The organism is Desulfonatronum lacustre DSM 10312 (genome assembly GCF_000519265.1).
Taxonomy (GTDB): Bacteria; Desulfobacterota; Desulfovibrionia; order Desulfovibrionales; family Desulfonatronaceae; genus Desulfonatronum; species Desulfonatronum lacustre.
Genome location: NZ_KI912608.1, coordinates 2,079,313 through 2,092,484, shown reverse-complemented (window position 1 = coordinate 2,092,484; position 13,172 = coordinate 2,079,313). Strand labels below are relative to the sequence as shown.

Genomic DNA, 13,172 nt, shown 5'->3' with positions numbered 1-13,172 from the left:
AACCACTCATGTTTGATCTGCCGACATCGCAGCTTGTCTTGATCCTGGGGCTTCTGACCCTGCCCATTCTGCCCAACCTATGGGCCATTTGGCATTCGTTTCATTCGGAATTCGCCACGCCCCAGGAAAAAATGGCCTGGATCGCGGCCAGCGTTTTTCTGCCCGTTCTGGGCGGGCTGGTCTATTTGATCTGGGGCCGTAAACGAGCCCGGAGGGAACAATGAAATACCGTTTGATTATCGTGCTGATCAGCCTGCTCACGGCGTCCTGCATGGCGTCCCGGAGCGAGATGGACACCCTGTCCGCCCGGGTCTGGGATCAGGAGCAGCAGCAGCGCCGGTTGCAGGGCCAGTTGGCCGCCCTGGATCAGGAACTGACCAGGCTGTTGACGGAAATGGAAGGCGTGAGCACCCCAATGCGAGCCACCCAGGCCAATCTGTGGGCTGAAATCGAAAGCCTGCGCATCCAGACCGCCACCATGCAGGGCCAGATGGAGGAGTTGCAACGCATGCTCCAGGGGGATCGCCCTGGAGAAGGCGGGCATATCGCGGACCTCGGCCGCCGGGTGGCCTACCTGGATCGTTCCGTGACCATGATCGCCAGCCAGTTGGCCCTGGACCTGGGGCCGAGACCGGACGGGCCGGCCGCGACGCAGCCGGACTTGCCCGGCTTACCGGACGGGCCGGATCAGTTGATCATGGTTGATCCGGACGCCGTGATGCCGGGCCGCCCGCAGCCGCCAATGGTCCCCTCCACCGCGGACGATCCGGCCCAGGCCTTGTACGATCTGGCCCTACAGGCTTTTCACGACCGCAACTACGCCCAGGCCCAGCGGATGTGGCAGGAATTCGCCACGACTTTTCCCCAGCACCCTCTGCTGTCCAACGCCTTGTTCTGGCAGGGGGAAAGCTTTTTCCAGATGGAAGATTACGGCCAAGCCGTGCTGGCCTACCAGGACGTGATCAGCAAGCATCCCGAGAGCAACAAGTACACGGCCGCCATGCTCAAGCAGGGGGCGTCCTTTTTCCGTCTGGGCAAGGACAGGGCCGGAGTGCTGGTCTTGGAAGATCTGGTCAACCGGTTTCCGGATCAGCCCGAGGCCGCCCGGGCCAAGAGTATGCTGGATGAACAGCGGGGGCGGTAGGGGGGCAGGTGGCTGAAGGCAGGAGGCTAATTCTGTAGCCGGGGTCGGAATCGGAATCGGGATCGGGATCGAAAACGCTGGGATGCGTTCTTAATTCTTCCTGTTTCGACCCCGACCCCGACCCCGATACCGATTGCCGGAGTAAGAGCGGACACAAAATGTACTGAGTAGTTACCGCAAGAGAACAATTTGTCCCCGGGAAATCCCCTTAAACCCTGAACCTTCAACCACAAAAAAAACATGTCCGAAACCAAGGAAACCATCTACCTGACCTTTCCTCCCGACGTCTCCAATCAGCCCGTGGTCTGCAATCTTGCCCGGGTCTACGACTTGACCTTCAACATCCTTAAGGCCCGCATTTCTCCGAAGCAGGAAGGGCAGATGACCTTGGAGATCATCGGGGATCGGAAGAAGTGTCGCGAGGGGCTGCGGTATCTCAAGGAGCACGGGGTGGCCATCACCCCGGTGGCCCAGAAGATTCGCCGTATTGAGGATTCCTGCGTCCACTGCGGCCTGTGCACGGCATTATGCCCGACCAAGGCCCTGCGTGTGGACCTGAACAGCCGGGAAGTTCTGTTTTTGCGGGAGAAATGTTCGGCCTGCGGCCTGTGCACCAGCCTGTGCCCGGTGAAGGCCATGGTCCTGGAAACCGAGAACGGGATTTGGGAGGCGATCACGGAGGGAGCATGAGCGAGCAAAAGCGGACCTATTCCAGGGTGGAAGCCTTTTTTCCGGGGCGGCTGCGTCTTCTCGCGCCGGGAGAAGAAAACGCCGTCTACCAGGGATGCTTCGGTTGCGACGCAGCCCAGAGCGCGGCGTTACGGCCCAAGGGCGCGAACATGCCGGAGGCCCTGCTGGATTTTCTGGAAACCATCAATTCCAAGCTGGACATGCTGCTCAGCCTGGCCAATCGGGAGCACCTGGAAAGCACGTTCCCCGTGGCCGTGAACATCGTGGAAATCAGCGGCGCGGGGCTGATTTTCACCGCGGACCGGGAGTTCGCCCTGGACGACCGATTGGAACTGGTGCTCTTCCTGAGTCAGTTCCCGTTGCAGACGGTCGGGGTCATGGGCCGAATTCATCGCCGGGACGACCGGGCCGGCAATTCGGCCTGGGCCGTGGACTTCACCTCCATCCGCGAACAGGATCGGGAGGCCATAGTCCGGTACGTCTTTCAACAGCAACGGGAGCGTATCCGGGAGAGCAAACAATGGAACTGACCGACTCCTTGCTGGAACTGGCCGCTGAGCGCTGCCGGGCCGTGGCTGGAGACATGCTCAACGGGATCGTGCACAATCTGAACAACCCGGTGCACGCCCTGACCATGCAAACGGAACTGCTTCGCAACTCCCTGGCCAAGGAGGGGCTGGACGCGTTGCGTCCGAACCTGCTGGAGAAGTGCACGCGGCTGGAGCGCGTGGCCCAGGAGTTGAAATCGCAGCTCGACGTCCTTTCCTGGCGGGACGCCTACGTCAATCCGACTCGACAGCTCATCGACCCCACGCATTTCGGTTCCTGGCTGCTTCAGTTCTGGCAGAGCGATCTGCTGTTCAAGCACAACGTCGCCGCGACCCTCGCCACTGACCCCCCGCCCCCTCATATCCAAGCCGTTCCCCTGGCCTTGACCTGGTGTCTGGAAGAACCTTTGACGGCCTTGCTGTCCGCCTTTAGGGACGACAACGCCGGGGGACCGTCGGGCTTGGCCCTGAAGTTGGCTTTGGGGTTCGGGCCGTTGCCCGGCGGAGGCTTGGCGGTCCGGATGGCCACGACCCCGGAGACCGAGGAAGTCGGCGGCATGGCGGGTGAAATCCGGCATGTCCCGGAATTGCAAGAGCTGACCTCCGCCTTGGGATGGGACTGGAGCGCCGACCTGAACCAGGGGAGGCTGTCCGTGCGCGTGGCTGTTCCGGGAAAGGCGGGGTAACAAGCTGTTGAAAAATCCCCGCTTGCTGCGTTGCTGCAAAAAGTTCAAACCCTCACGTATGAATATATGCGCTTCGGCCTTTCACTTTTTTGCGCCTTGCCAGCGGGGTTTTTGAACAGCCTGCGGAATCCGGCTTTTTTAACACACTGGTAGGGAGGCTGAGCGAATGGGCGAACATGACGCGATGAACGTTTTGGCCGAATTATCCATTTTCCCCATGGACAAGGGCGACAGTCTGGCGCCCTACGTGGCCCGGGCCGTGGCCATTATCCGGCAAAGCGGATTGGCCTCTACGTTCGGCCCCATGAGCACGGTGATCGAAGGCCGCTGGGATCAGGTGATGGACGTGGTGGGGCGTTGCCAGGCGGATCTTGCGACGGACTGCGACCGGATTCTGGTTTATCTGCGCCTGGATTGTCGGCGGGGCCGGGAGGACGCCATTGGTTCCAAGGTGCGCTCCGTGGAGGCCAGGCTTGCCGGAGCGTGACTCCGCTCCAGTCTTCCCATGACCTTTTCACCGGTTTGCTTTACCGGCATATCGCCCGACCCTTATGCGTCGCGTTTCGCGCTGCGGGTCGGGCTTTTTTCATGACCCTCATCCATCTCGTCGCCAACAAAGCGAGCCGGACGCCATGACACTGGACCAACTGACGATCATCGCCGTTCTCGTGGCCGCCATGGGCATGTTCATTTGGGGCAAATGGCGGCACGACATGGTGGCCGCCGGTGCATTGCTGGCCTGCGTCTTCACCGGACTGGTGCCCGGGGCCGAGGCGTTCTCCGGATTCGGACATCCGGCCGTGATCACCGTGGTCTGCGTTCTCGTGCTCAGTCACGGCCTGCAGGTTTCCGGGGCCGTGGACGAACTGGCTCGACGGGTTCTGCCGTCCTCCGCCGGGCGGACCAGGAGCATCGCCTCCCTGACCGGCCTCGGGGCCGTGCTTTCCGGGTTCATGAACAATGTCGGGGCCATGGCCTTGCTGATGCCGGTGGCGGTCAAGGTGTCGGGCAAGCTGGGGCTGACTCCGGGCAAGGTCTTGATGCCTCTGGCCTTCGGCTCAATCCTGGGCGGGACCATCACCCTGATCGGCACCCCGCCGAACCTGATCGTCTCCGGGTTCCGGGCCGAGGCCGGGTTGGGCGGCTTCGGCATGTTCGACTTCACCCCGGTGGGGCTTGCCGTAACCGTCGCGGGCCTGACCTTCATCTCCCTTGTGGGATGGCGGCTGGTTCCCGGACGCAGGCAGTCGGACACGGACGACTTCGATACCGCGGTCTACACCACGGAAGTGCGGATCACCGAGGACAGCAAGGCCGCCGGGAAACAGCTGCGGGACGTGGAGCGATCCCTGGACGAGGCCGATGCCGTTATCGTGGGGCTGGTCCGGAGCGGATTCCGGCTGTCCGCGCCGTATCCGGGACGGATCTTGCGCAATGGGGACATTCTGGTGATTCAGGCCGAGCCCAAATCCCTGGCATCCGTACTGTCCGGGCTGGGATTGAAGCTGGAAGAAAACGTGCCGCCTCCGCCAAGCCAAAAGCAGGAGTCGGCGCAAGGCGCTCAGGACGACCACTCTTCCGACGAACCGAACCGGGAGAAGGGGGCGTCCGGAAAAAAAGGCGAACAAGAAGAAGGGAAAACCAAGCCCAGCGAGATCATCGTCCAGGAACTGGTGGCCATGCCCAGCGCGATCCTGATCGGCCGCTCGGCCAGGGATTTGGAACTGCGCACCCGCTTCGGCATCAATCTGTTGGCCATTTCCCGGCAAGGGCACCGGTCCATCAAACGGCTGCGTTCAACGCCGATCCAGGCCGGAGATGTACTGTTGCTGCAGGGCGCACCGGAAGTTCTGTCCGGTTTTGCGTCGGAGTTCGGCTGCGTGCCCCTGGCACCGCGGGACGTGCGGGTTCCGGCGAAAGGCCAGGCCGTGAAGGCGTCCCTGATCATGATCAGCGCGGTGTCCGCCACGGCCCTGGGGGGGGTGCCCGTGGCGGTGGCCTTTGCCGCCGGGGTTCTGGCGATGATGGCCCTGCGCGTGGTCTCGCCGCGTTCGGTTTATCAGGCCGTGGATTGGCCCGTGATCGTTCTGTTGGGGGCCATGCTGCCTGTGGCCGGGGCCATGGCGTCCACCGGAGCCGCGGACCTGATCGCCCGGTTTCTTCTGGACACGGTGGCCCAGGGCCACGCCGTGCTCGGCTTGGCGGTGATCCTGGTGGCAACCATGCTCATCACCGACTTCATGAACAACGCGGCCACCGCCGCGGTGATGTGCCCCATCGCCCTGAGCACCGCGTCCCAACTGGGAGTCAATCCGGACTCCTTTTTGATGGCCGTGGCCATCGGCGCGTCCTGCGCCTTCCTGACGCCCATCGGCCACCAGAACAACACGTTGATCCTGGGACCGGGCGGATTCCACTTCGGGGACTACTGGCGCATGGGCCTGCCCACGGACATCCTGGTCGTCGCCGTGACGCTGCCTATGTTGCTTTGGGTCTGGCCGTTGTAGGCGGATGGGACGGCTTGAATCAGAACGGACGCTCCCGATCAACGATCAAGGCCGATTTGAGCGCCTTGACACCCGTTCCGCGTACCGAGTACCTGAGCACGTTCCACCGGATGAAGGTTCATGCCGGATTCCCTGGGCCTGGTCCGTGGAAGAGACGGCCGCTGTGTCACACGGCCACCCACATAACCCGCATCACGCCTCGCGCCATTTTATGAACACACCCTGTCCGAACACCGTCCCCTACCGAGGCGGCATCACCCGCGAACGGCGCGAGCGCCTGTTGAAGCAGAAAAGCATGGTCCTCTGGTTCACGGGCCTGTCCGGCTCCGGCAAGTCCACCATTGCCCACGCCGTTGAGGAGCGGCTTCACGCCGCGGAAAGGCTGACTTACGTCTTTGACGGGGATAATGTCCGTCAGGGTTTGTGCAGCGATTTGAGCTTCTCGCCCGAGGGTCGGGCCGAGAATCTGCGGCGCACCATCCGAGATGGTCAAGCTTTTTTTGGACGCCGGGATCATTTGCATGACCGCGTTCATTTCTCCCTTGCGCGTCGACCGGGAGCGATGCAAGCAGCTTATCGACGGCGGACGGTTTTTCGAGGTCTACGTCAGTGTCCCTTGAAAGTGTGCGAGGAGCGGGACGTCAAAGGACTGTACAAGCTGGCCCGGCAGGGCAAGATCAAAAACTACACGGGCATATCCGCGCCCTACGAGGAGCCGAACAACCCCGATTTGGTTCTGGAAACTGACAATTGTTCCTTAAATGAATGCGTTCAGCAGGTTATGGAGTTTATCGCAGCACGGACTTGAGCTATCAGTATACCGGCACGCCCAATTGCCCACTCTCCCCACTGTTTGGCGGATTGCAGCCGTTGGTTGTCGGAAACAGACGGATCGTATTCCTGGCTGACCAGCGCATTGCGCCGAACTACAGAGTTGTCCGGCAAAGCGCTGAGCAGGGCCTTGTACAGGCTACCGGCCTGGGCATGATCCCCGGCTTCTCTGGCTACATTGGCCAGATTCACAGCCGGACGCAGAATGTTGGGAGCAATGGCGCGTACCTGTTCAAAGCACTGCCTGGCCTTGGTCAGAAACTCGAAGTGCAGCAGCAAGGCTCCGATGTCCAGAAGCTGGTCAGGATCGTTGACGTGTTCCGTAATGGCCTTGTCGCAGACTGAAAGAAAGCCGGGGAAGTCGGCTTTGGAGGCAAATTGCAGGGCTTCCTGGCGGATAGACATGGTTCGAAAGGCGATCCAACTTTAGAGTAGCTGGTTTATTGCCGCACATCCTCGACAATCGGCAGCAGCTCCCGCAATTCCTTGTAGTAGGCATTCCTGGCTGTCTGGAACGCCGCAAGTTCAGCCTGCAACTCAGTGATGCGCTTGTCGCAGAACTGGATGGATTCAATCTGTGCCAAGGTTTTTGGTGAAAGGCTTTCCCGCTCGTAGGATTTGCCGCCGATGGTGACGAAAGACATGGCTTGGCCATCGCCCCTACTGAAACTTGATCATGTCGTCATCGAACTCAATAGAAGCCTGAAAAGGCTGATTCTGCTGGGCCATCTTGGACGCAACCTGTGCATGGGCTTCGGCCAGTTTGCCCAGGGTTGCCAAGTGCTGCATGGAAAGCATTTGGCAATAAGCCATGGGCAGGGCTCCGGCTTGGCGCAGTTCCAGGAAAGCCTCGCCTGGAAGCTGGTTCAGGGCTTGCTCGTCGATCTGGAACAGTCCGTTGATGGTTTTCTCGCCTTCTGGCGTCTTCAGGGTGATGGGCCAGGGTTTGATCACCTGATGTTTGGCCAGAACCGCGCACATCCGGGCTGTGGCCTGCTGGTTGGCTTCAATCTTTTGCAGAAACTCCAGCACCTGCTTGACTGGTTCAGAGGGCTCACCGGACTCGTCGAAAAAGGCTTCCCCTTCAGGCCCGTCGGTAATCAGGCCGGAGTCCTGATCCACACAGAGCACAAGCTGGTTGTCTTGAGACTTGGCCAGCTTGAACGGGTGGCCGCGCAGGGCTGAAGGCACGTATGCACCAACCCACTGGCCATTGGCGGCCACGAACAGGTTCTTGCCTTGTTCAAGGCCGAGTAAGGCTACTGGGAAGAATACGTCGTTCTGCTGGATAAAGGCGATGGGAAAGGCGGTGACAGCCTTTGGCAACTCAGCGGCCACCAGGGGCAGGAAGGTTTCTTTCTGTGCGAATGCGTAGGAGTCGAAACGCTTCCAGCGTTTGGATGCATGATTCTCTTTGCTGACGGGTACGTAGTTGGGCATGAGGTCTCCTTGAAAACGAAAAGATCAGTGTACCTCTTCAACTACGAGAGGGCAAACCAGCTATCGGCTTACACCAGCCGCAAGCCGCTTCATCGAATAAACCCCCTCCACCCCACCAACCGGCGTAAACTTCCGTTCATCCTTGGAACCCAGCAGGAGGGAAGCTGGTTGGTTTCCCTTTTACTGAGTTTGATCTTTTCGGTCGAACACATCGCCACTTTCATTCTTGCATCCCTTGTTGACCAAGTATTTCTTCGAGGTTATATTGTGAACCATGTCTTGGGAAGTTGAATATTCGGATGAGTTCGGTGAATGGTGGGCTACCCTGTCTGAAGATGAACAAATTTCATCGGATGCTTCCGTGCGCTTGCTGGAAAGTCGCGGTCCAGTGTTGGGCTTCCCGCATTCAAGTAAGGTTATGGGGTCAAGACACGGGCATATGCGAGAACTCCGCACTCAGCACGAGGGCAGACCCTTACGCACTTTGTATGCGTTTGATCCCAGACGCGTGGTGATTTTACTGATCGGCGGGGATAAGACCGGTGATGACAGGTGGTATGAATCGTATGTGCCGATTGCTGACAGGCTCTATGATGAACACCTGGAGCAGCTTCAAAAGGAGGGGCTGATTGATGGCAAATAAATTCTCAGAATTACGTTCAAAAATGTCTTCTGACGCACAAAGCCGATCAAAGGCGAAAGCGCAAGCCCTATTGGATCAGATGCCCCTCAACGAGTTGCGGCAGGCTCGGGGGTTGTCCCAAAAAATGTTGGCGGAATTGCTTCATGTGCAGCAACCGTCCATCGCCAAGCTGGAAAAGCGTACGGATATGTATCTCTCGACTCTTCGCAGTCATATCGAAGCCATGGGAGGGGAGCTTGAGGTCGTTGCTCGTTTTCCAGAGGGAATAGTCAAGATCAGTAATTTTTCGGGCCTGGACAGCGAACATGCCCAGAGCGTTTGAGCACACGCAGGAACTCCTTGAGCACCTGGGGAACTTCGAAGGCGTGAACGTGCTCAATATTGTGGGCGGAGTACACCGCGTTCATGGATTCGTCGGCCACGGCGTGCATGTCCTGCATGGAACCAATGATGTCCGGCTGGTTGGCCGGGTCGATGTCCAGGTGGATTTCCTGCCATGTCTGGGCCTAGAAAGCCCGAAGGCAACTTTGCGCCGGATTTGGGATGGCCTGGGCCGACGTGGAGAACGGTTTTGAGTGGCATAGCGGGCTTTTACTGCTTGGTCTGAATTTCCCTGTACAGGTCAATTAACGTCTGTTCCAGTTGCCGGGTGAAGCCTTGCAGGTCCATCAAGGGCGAGGCCTTCATTCTTTCCCGCATAGTGGTTCGCAACGTATTCAGCAGGTTATGGTTATTGGCCAGTTTAGCGGCGATCCTGACATAATCCTCAGTGGTATCAGCGGCAAGTTCAGTTAAGCTAATGGCTGAGAGAAAGGCAACGGTCTGTTATAGCACTTTTTTGAGGTGTTTTTCGAAAAATACGGGCTTGGAAGGGCACCTCGGCCACGAACTCTTTTGAGCCGATAATGCCGCTGTCCGTGAAGTACCGGCAGCGGTGGCGGAAAACGTCCACCCGGTTCAAGCGGTAGCCCTTCTTGCGTTCCTGCTCGACGATCTTCATGTCGATTCCTCTTTTTCCTTTCTCCTGACTCCTGACTTCTTCCCACCGCTCCAGTTTCATAGACGAATTGGCGGTACTTGCGGATGATCTCCTTGGGATCAAGCTCGTTCCACTCCTTCATACCCAGGTCCAGATCCAGCAGCTTGTGCCGATTGCTGGTCTGCACCAGGTATCCCAGGCCGGACCAGCGGTAGTCTTCGGGCTTTGTCACAATTCCGGCCCGTACCGGATTCAAGTCGATGTAGGCCAGCAGGTTCACCAGGGTCTCACCTTCCTGCACGATCGTACTCTTGTAGCGGTCGCCCCAGAAATAGCCTTTTTTACGATGCTTCTTGTTGTAGTACCGGCCAAAGCTCTGCTTGAACATGCGCATGAATTCCGAAAGTGAGCACAGCCGCTTGCGGTAGGCTTCCAGGTCAATCTCGGACAAATGCGCCGTCTCGCCACGCTCGGCATGAAAGCGTTCCCGCACCTCGTTATCGTCCACTACGCCGGATTCCGGATGCACCCGCAGCGCAAGATGGATGTGGTTGCCCATCATGCAATAGCCCAGCACGTCCTCGAAGAACATGCCGGCGAATTTCTGGAGCAGATGAACCAGGTGGTCCTTGTCGGCGTCGGATAGGGGAAGTCCGGGTAAGGTGGTACGGGAAACGACGTGGTAGACGGAAGGCCGATCAGGGCTGAGCAGGCGGGCAGGAAGGCCACCAAAGGCCCGCACAAGGCAAATGAGGGGATCGTTCTCAGAAGGGAAGCAGAAGAGGATGGGTTATTGCCGGTTCGGCAGAAGGGCAGGGTTTGAAAGAAAGGTGAAGGTGATTGGCTTTCTCAGGTTACAGGCAAAAAGAAAGGGAAGCTTGATGGCTCCCCTTTCACTGAGTTCTGTCAAATCGGCCAACCGGCTTCAGTTGTCCTTGAACACCTCGTCAACATTCTTGGCGTCCAGGATTCTTTCGGCCCAAAGGTCGAGTTGTTCGGGCGTGGCCTTTCGTAGGCGTTCCTGAACGTCCATGTCCGTGATGCTTTTGCCGAAGCGTTTTGTGATGAGCCTCTGGACAATTCTTGTGCTTGCTGCAATCTCACCACGCAGTTCAAGTCTTTCAGCTACAGTCATAAACATGCCTCCTTTCCTTTCTGTAAGGCTTTTCATGAACATATCTTGCATTTCTTCGGGTTCAATGTCCATAGCCGTGAGCACGTATCGGAAAATCTTCTCCAGCCAGTGCATGGACGTTGCATTCTCGTCCATTTGGACCACCAGGGCGATGATCTCCCAGACCTTCTTGACGTCCCCCGGGGTGTTCTTGGCCTGGAGGCAGAGCAGAATCAGTTTGTTGAGAATCGCGCCTTTGATGGCTTCGTCGGTTTCCGGGGAGAAGTCGTAGAAGGCGAGGTCGAAGTTTGGAACATATGCGGACAGTTCCGGATCGGGAATGTCCACCAGGTCGGAAAGTCGGACGGCCTGGCCCTTGGGTTTGCCGTGGTAGACCACGATCGGGATGATCAGGGGCAGGGTTTTGGCTTGAGGGTTCTGTTTGAGGTAGAGTTCCCATATTTCAATGATATACCGGAGCAGTTGGAGTACCACGAACCGATCCGGGTAGCTTTTGTGCTCGAACAGGAAATAGATGAATCCGGGCTGGCCGGTGCTGAGCATGACTTGGTAGAGCAAATCGGAATAGTGCTCGGCCTGCTTCTTGTCTACGAATGAGTCTTTGGTAATGGTCAGCGTGTCCAGCTGAATATGCTCCAAGACCTTTGCCGGAAGGTAGTTGGCCAGGAAGTCTGCGGCGACCTCCTTGTGGCTCATGGTTTCCCGGAAGAAAGTGTCGTGTTTCTTGTTGATCTCGCTCATGGGTGCGGATCGTAGGGCAGAGGTTGGTGCAAGGCAAGGCTTTCAGTCTACCCGCCAACCGCACCGGCAAGCCGTTTCATCGAGTACACCCCCTCCACCCCGCCAACCGGCGTAAACCTCCTCTCATCCTTTGAATCCAGCAGGTGTTTCACCCCATCGAACACCTCGGCCACGAACTCTTTGGACCCGATGATCCCGGAATCAGAGAAGTAGCGGCAGCGGTGGCGGAATACGTCTGTTCGGCTGAGGCGGAAGCCTTTCTTGCGTTCCTGCTTGACCAGTTCGGGATCAAGGCGCTTGCCTTTGCCTGCATCCATGGCTCCGGTTTCGTAGACGAATTCACGGTATTTGCGAATAATCTCAGTGGGATTGAACTCGTTCCATTCGTGCATGCCCAGGTTCAGATCGATCAGGCCGTCCTTGTTGCCGCGCTGCACCAGGTAGCCCAGGGTGCTCCAGCGGTAGTTCTCCGGTTTGTCAACGATCCCGGCCCGGATCGGGTTCAGGTCCACGTAGGCCAGCAGGTTCACCAGGGTTTCGCCCTCCTCGACGATCACGCTCTTGAATCGCTCTCCCCAGAACGTGCCCCAGCGTTTCTTGCGTTTGTTGTAGGCTTTGGTGAACCCCTGCTTGATGTCTTTCACGAAGTCACCCAGGCTGGTCAGGCGGTTGCGGAAGTCGTCGATTTGGCAGGGGATGATCCTGGATTCCTTGCCGTAGAGCAGCTTGTAACGCTCGGTGATGTCCTCGTCAGTCAGGTCATCAGCAGGATTCATCCGGACAACCAGGTGAAAATGGTTGCCCATCAGGCAAAAGCCAAGCAGATCAACGAAATAGACCTTGCACAGCCTGGCAACTGTGGCCATCAAGTGGTCTTTCTCGGTGTCCTGAAGCGGGAAGCCGTCCAGGGCGGTGCGGGACATGATGTGATAGACGGTGGGCTGATCGTGACGGACAAAGCGAGGAATTCTGCCCATCAGAGACTCCTTGGTTGGGGTGATTGAGGGGTGAAGAGATGGTTAGCGGGAGGGGCGGGGCTAGTCAAGAAAAATAAACCTGGCACTATTTCTTTTTTATTGGCTTTCTCAGATTATGGGCAAAAAGAAAGGGAAGCTCTGTGGCTTCCCTTCTTACTCAAAAGATCATTGGTCGAAAAGCAACAACAATATCTTACGATGGATGCACCGATGAGTGGTGTTCGTTGAAGTATTTCCGCAAAGCGGAATTGACCGCTTCCGAATCAGGGAAAAACTTGAATAGGTCGGGATCAATGTATACCAAATTCGTTCCTTCTTCTCGATATCTCTTGGCAAACTTCCCGCGTTCCCCAGATTTAATGAGTTCAAAAGGGTATTCAGGTCGTAAGGTGTCGCTATGATTCATATGCTCCACGCTCCTTGCGGGTCATGTGTCTTACTGAAATGATTCGGATTACCTCTATGCGTTCTGTAAAAGATACCACGAGATGCCTTCCTTTGGAAGAGGTGCCGAAAAGCAGGTAACGGTCTTCACCCACTGAGTGGTCTGGGTCTGGCACACAGGACGAAAATTCATCTCCAAAGACTTCTGTTGCTTCTTTGAAGGAAACGCCGTGTTTTTTCAAATTTGAGTGGGCTTTTGACTCATCCCAAGTGAAATCCATTGAATGACGCGCCTAATTGCTATTTGTGTTGGCCAGGAAGTCGGCGGCGACTTCCTGGTGGCTCATGGTTTCTCGGAAGAACGTGTCGTGCTTCTTGTTGATCTCGCTCATGGGTGCGGATCGTAGGGCAGAGGTTGGTGCAAGGCAAGGCTTTCAGTCTACCCGCCAACCGCACCGGCAAGCCGT

Annotated in this window: 20 protein-coding genes and 1 pseudogene; 11 read left to right on the top strand and 10 right to left on the bottom strand. The window is 57.7% G+C overall.

Features of this window, described 5'->3' with window-relative positions:
• Positions 1-8: 8 nt before the first annotated feature.
• The 8 genes from DESLA_RS0109890 to cysC all read left to right on the top strand — a co-directional run bounded on the left by DESLA_RS0109890 (position 9) and on the right by cysC (position 6,383).
• Positions 9-224 (top strand): PLD nuclease N-terminal domain-containing protein, encoded by a 216-nt coding sequence (locus tag DESLA_RS0109890; protein ID WP_028572317.1) that lies wholly within the window; start codon positions 9-11, stop codon positions 222-224.
• A complete protein-coding gene (ybgF, locus tag DESLA_RS21755; RefSeq protein WP_051434568.1) occupies positions 221-1,144 on the top strand; it encodes a tol-pal system protein YbgF in 924 nt (307 codons plus the stop codon). The genes DESLA_RS0109890 and ybgF overlap by 4 nt, the downstream gene beginning before the upstream one ends.
• Positions 1,145-1,384: 240 nt before the next feature.
• Entirely contained in the window at positions 1,385-1,834 is a 450-nt protein-coding gene (locus DESLA_RS0109880) for an NIL domain-containing protein (RefSeq protein ID WP_028572316.1), read from the top strand.
• Positions 1,831-2,364: a PilZ domain-containing protein gene (locus tag DESLA_RS0109875; protein ID WP_028572315.1), complete on the top strand. Its 534-nt coding sequence runs from the start codon at positions 1,831-1,833 to the stop codon at positions 2,362-2,364. The genes DESLA_RS0109880 and DESLA_RS0109875 overlap by 4 nt, the downstream gene beginning before the upstream one ends.
• Positions 2,355-3,068, top strand: coding sequence for an ATP-binding protein (locus tag DESLA_RS0109870; RefSeq protein WP_028572314.1), 714 nt, complete (start codon positions 2,355-2,357; stop codon positions 3,066-3,068). The genes DESLA_RS0109875 and DESLA_RS0109870 overlap by 10 nt, the downstream gene beginning before the upstream one ends.
• A 166-nt stretch (positions 3,069-3,234) precedes the next feature.
• Positions 3,235-3,555, top strand: coding sequence for an MTH1187 family thiamine-binding protein (locus tag DESLA_RS0109865; RefSeq protein ID WP_245590034.1), 321 nt, complete (start codon positions 3,235-3,237; stop codon positions 3,553-3,555).
• Between the two features lie 145 nt (positions 3,556-3,700).
• Entirely contained in the window at positions 3,701-5,575 is a 1,875-nt protein-coding gene (locus tag DESLA_RS0109860; protein WP_028572312.1) for an SLC13 family permease, read from the top strand.
• Between the two features lie 211 nt (positions 5,576-5,786).
• Complete coding sequence (cysC, locus tag DESLA_RS19860; protein WP_245590033.1) at positions 5,787-6,383, top strand: adenylyl-sulfate kinase; 597 nt, start codon at positions 5,787-5,789, stop codon at positions 6,381-6,383.
• On the opposite strand, the gene DESLA_RS0109845 is transcribed toward cysC, so the two are convergent.
• From DESLA_RS0109845 to DESLA_RS19855, 3 genes are read right to left on the bottom strand one after another with little or no spacing between them, the layout of a single operon-like run.
• Positions 6,347-6,811, bottom strand: a complete 465-nt coding sequence (locus tag DESLA_RS0109845) for a hypothetical protein (RefSeq protein ID WP_028572310.1) — start codon at positions 6,809-6,811, stop codon at positions 6,347-6,349. The two genes, cysC and DESLA_RS0109845, sit on opposite strands and share 37 nt — an antisense overlap.
• Before the next feature lie 35 nt (positions 6,812-6,846).
• Complete coding sequence (locus DESLA_RS0109840) at positions 6,847-7,050, bottom strand: DUF6447 family protein (RefSeq protein WP_028572309.1); 204 nt, start codon at positions 7,048-7,050, stop codon at positions 6,847-6,849.
• Positions 7,051-7,066: 16 nt separating this feature from the next.
• Positions 7,067-7,846, bottom strand: a complete 780-nt coding sequence (locus DESLA_RS19855; RefSeq protein ID WP_051434567.1) for a SapC family protein — start codon at positions 7,844-7,846, stop codon at positions 7,067-7,069.
• Positions 7,847-8,120: 274 nt separating this feature from the next.
• Here DESLA_RS19855 and DESLA_RS0109825 point away from each other — a divergent pair, with 274 nt between their 5' ends.
• Positions 8,121-8,489, top strand: coding sequence for a type II toxin-antitoxin system RelE/ParE family toxin (locus DESLA_RS0109825; RefSeq protein WP_028572307.1), 369 nt, complete (start codon positions 8,121-8,123; stop codon positions 8,487-8,489).
• A complete protein-coding gene (locus tag DESLA_RS0109820; protein ID WP_028572306.1) occupies positions 8,479-8,811 on the top strand; it encodes an XRE family transcriptional regulator in 333 nt (110 codons plus the stop codon). Before DESLA_RS0109825 ends, DESLA_RS0109820 begins: the two co-directional genes overlap by 11 nt.
• On the opposite strand, the gene DESLA_RS23685 is transcribed toward DESLA_RS0109820, so the two are convergent.
• The 5 genes and pseudogenes from DESLA_RS23685 to DESLA_RS0109795 all read right to left on the bottom strand — a co-directional run bounded on the left by DESLA_RS23685 (position 8,765) and on the right by DESLA_RS0109795 (position 12,321).
• Complete coding sequence (locus tag DESLA_RS23685; RefSeq protein ID WP_353740161.1) at positions 8,765-8,896, bottom strand: class I SAM-dependent methyltransferase; 132 nt, start codon at positions 8,894-8,896, stop codon at positions 8,765-8,767. The two genes, DESLA_RS0109820 and DESLA_RS23685, sit on opposite strands and share 47 nt — an antisense overlap.
• Before the next feature lie 292 nt (positions 8,897-9,188).
• Positions 9,189-9,242, bottom strand: a pseudogene (locus tag DESLA_RS23680) (hypothetical protein); the annotation flags it as partial.
• Positions 9,243-9,280: 38 nt separating this feature from the next.
• A complete protein-coding gene (locus DESLA_RS0109805; protein WP_028572304.1) occupies positions 9,281-10,210 on the bottom strand; it encodes a transposase in 930 nt (309 codons plus the stop codon).
• Between the two features lie 183 nt (positions 10,211-10,393).
• Positions 10,394-11,344 (bottom strand): Rpn family recombination-promoting nuclease/putative transposase, encoded by a 951-nt coding sequence (locus DESLA_RS19850; protein WP_051434566.1) that lies wholly within the window; start codon positions 11,342-11,344, stop codon positions 10,394-10,396.
• A gap of 47 nt (positions 11,345-11,391) precedes the next feature.
• Entirely contained in the window at positions 11,392-12,321 is a 930-nt protein-coding gene (locus DESLA_RS0109795) for a transposase (RefSeq protein WP_028572303.1), read from the bottom strand.
• 30 nt (positions 12,322-12,351) lie between these two features.
• Here DESLA_RS0109795 and DESLA_RS22895 point away from each other — a divergent pair, with 30 nt between their 5' ends.
• On the top strand, positions 12,352-12,549 hold the full coding sequence (locus DESLA_RS22895) for a hypothetical protein (RefSeq protein WP_156932922.1): 198 nt from the start codon (positions 12,352-12,354) through the stop codon (positions 12,547-12,549).
• A gap of 167 nt (positions 12,550-12,716) precedes the next feature.
• Here the strand turns inward: DESLA_RS22895 and DESLA_RS22425 are convergent, their stop codons facing one another.
• Both DESLA_RS22425 and DESLA_RS23315 read right to left on the bottom strand, forming a co-directional pair.
• Positions 12,717-12,986, bottom strand: a complete 270-nt coding sequence (locus tag DESLA_RS22425; protein WP_084032002.1) for a BrnT family toxin — start codon at positions 12,984-12,986, stop codon at positions 12,717-12,719.
• Positions 12,987-12,998: 12 nt separating this feature from the next.
• Positions 12,999-13,097 (bottom strand): Rpn family recombination-promoting nuclease/putative transposase, encoded by a 99-nt coding sequence (locus DESLA_RS23315; RefSeq protein WP_156932921.1) that lies wholly within the window; start codon positions 13,095-13,097, stop codon positions 12,999-13,001.
• Between the last annotated feature and the right edge of the window lie 75 nt (positions 13,098-13,172).

Excerpts from the sequence above, each read along its gene's own strand:
- DESLA_RS0109890 (WP_028572317.1), top strand. The coding sequence starts at position 9 with ATGTTTGATCTGCCGACATCGCAGCTTGTCTTGATCCTGGGGCTTCTG.
- ybgF (WP_051434568.1), top strand. The coding sequence starts at position 221 with ATGAAATACCGTTTGATTATCGTGCTGATCAGCCTGCTCACGGCGTCC.
- DESLA_RS0109880 (WP_028572316.1), top strand. The coding sequence starts at position 1,385 with ATGTCCGAAACCAAGGAAACCATCTACCTGACCTTTCCTCCCGACGTC.
- DESLA_RS0109875 (WP_028572315.1), top strand. The coding sequence starts at position 1,831 with ATGAGCGAGCAAAAGCGGACCTATTCCAGGGTGGAAGCCTTTTTTCCG.
- DESLA_RS0109870 (WP_028572314.1), top strand. The coding sequence starts at position 2,355 with ATGGAACTGACCGACTCCTTGCTGGAACTGGCCGCTGAGCGCTGCCGG.
- DESLA_RS0109865 (WP_245590034.1), top strand. The coding sequence starts at position 3,235 with ATGGGCGAACATGACGCGATGAACGTTTTGGCCGAATTATCCATTTTC.
- DESLA_RS0109860 (WP_028572312.1), top strand. The coding sequence starts at position 3,701 with ATGACACTGGACCAACTGACGATCATCGCCGTTCTCGTGGCCGCCATG.
- cysC (WP_245590033.1), top strand. The coding sequence starts at position 5,787 with ATGAACACACCCTGTCCGAACACCGTCCCCTACCGAGGCGGCATCACC.
- DESLA_RS0109845 (WP_028572310.1), bottom strand. The coding sequence starts at position 6,811 with ATGTCTATCCGCCAGGAAGCCCTGCAATTTGCCTCCAAAGCCGACTTC.
- DESLA_RS0109840 (WP_028572309.1), bottom strand. The coding sequence starts at position 7,050 with ATGTCTTTCGTCACCATCGGCGGCAAATCCTACGAGCGGGAAAGCCTT.
- DESLA_RS19855 (WP_051434567.1), bottom strand. The coding sequence starts at position 7,846 with ATGCCCAACTACGTACCCGTCAGCAAAGAGAATCATGCATCCAAACGC.
- DESLA_RS0109825 (WP_028572307.1), top strand. The coding sequence starts at position 8,121 with ATGTCTTGGGAAGTTGAATATTCGGATGAGTTCGGTGAATGGTGGGCT.
- DESLA_RS0109820 (WP_028572306.1), top strand. The coding sequence starts at position 8,479 with ATGGCAAATAAATTCTCAGAATTACGTTCAAAAATGTCTTCTGACGCA.
- DESLA_RS23685 (WP_353740161.1), bottom strand. The coding sequence starts at position 8,896 with ATGAACGCGGTGTACTCCGCCCACAATATTGAGCACGTTCACGCCTTC.
- DESLA_RS19850 (WP_051434566.1), bottom strand. The coding sequence starts at position 11,344 with ATGAGCGAGATCAACAAGAAACACGACACTTTCTTCCGGGAAACCATG.
- DESLA_RS0109795 (WP_028572303.1), bottom strand. The coding sequence starts at position 12,321 with ATGGGCAGAATTCCTCGCTTTGTCCGTCACGATCAGCCCACCGTCTAT.
- DESLA_RS22425 (WP_084032002.1), bottom strand. The coding sequence starts at position 12,986 with ATGGATTTCACTTGGGATGAGTCAAAAGCCCACTCAAATTTGAAAAAA.
- DESLA_RS23315 (WP_156932921.1), bottom strand. The coding sequence starts at position 13,097 with ATGAGCGAGATCAACAAGAAGCACGACACGTTCTTCCGAGAAACCATG.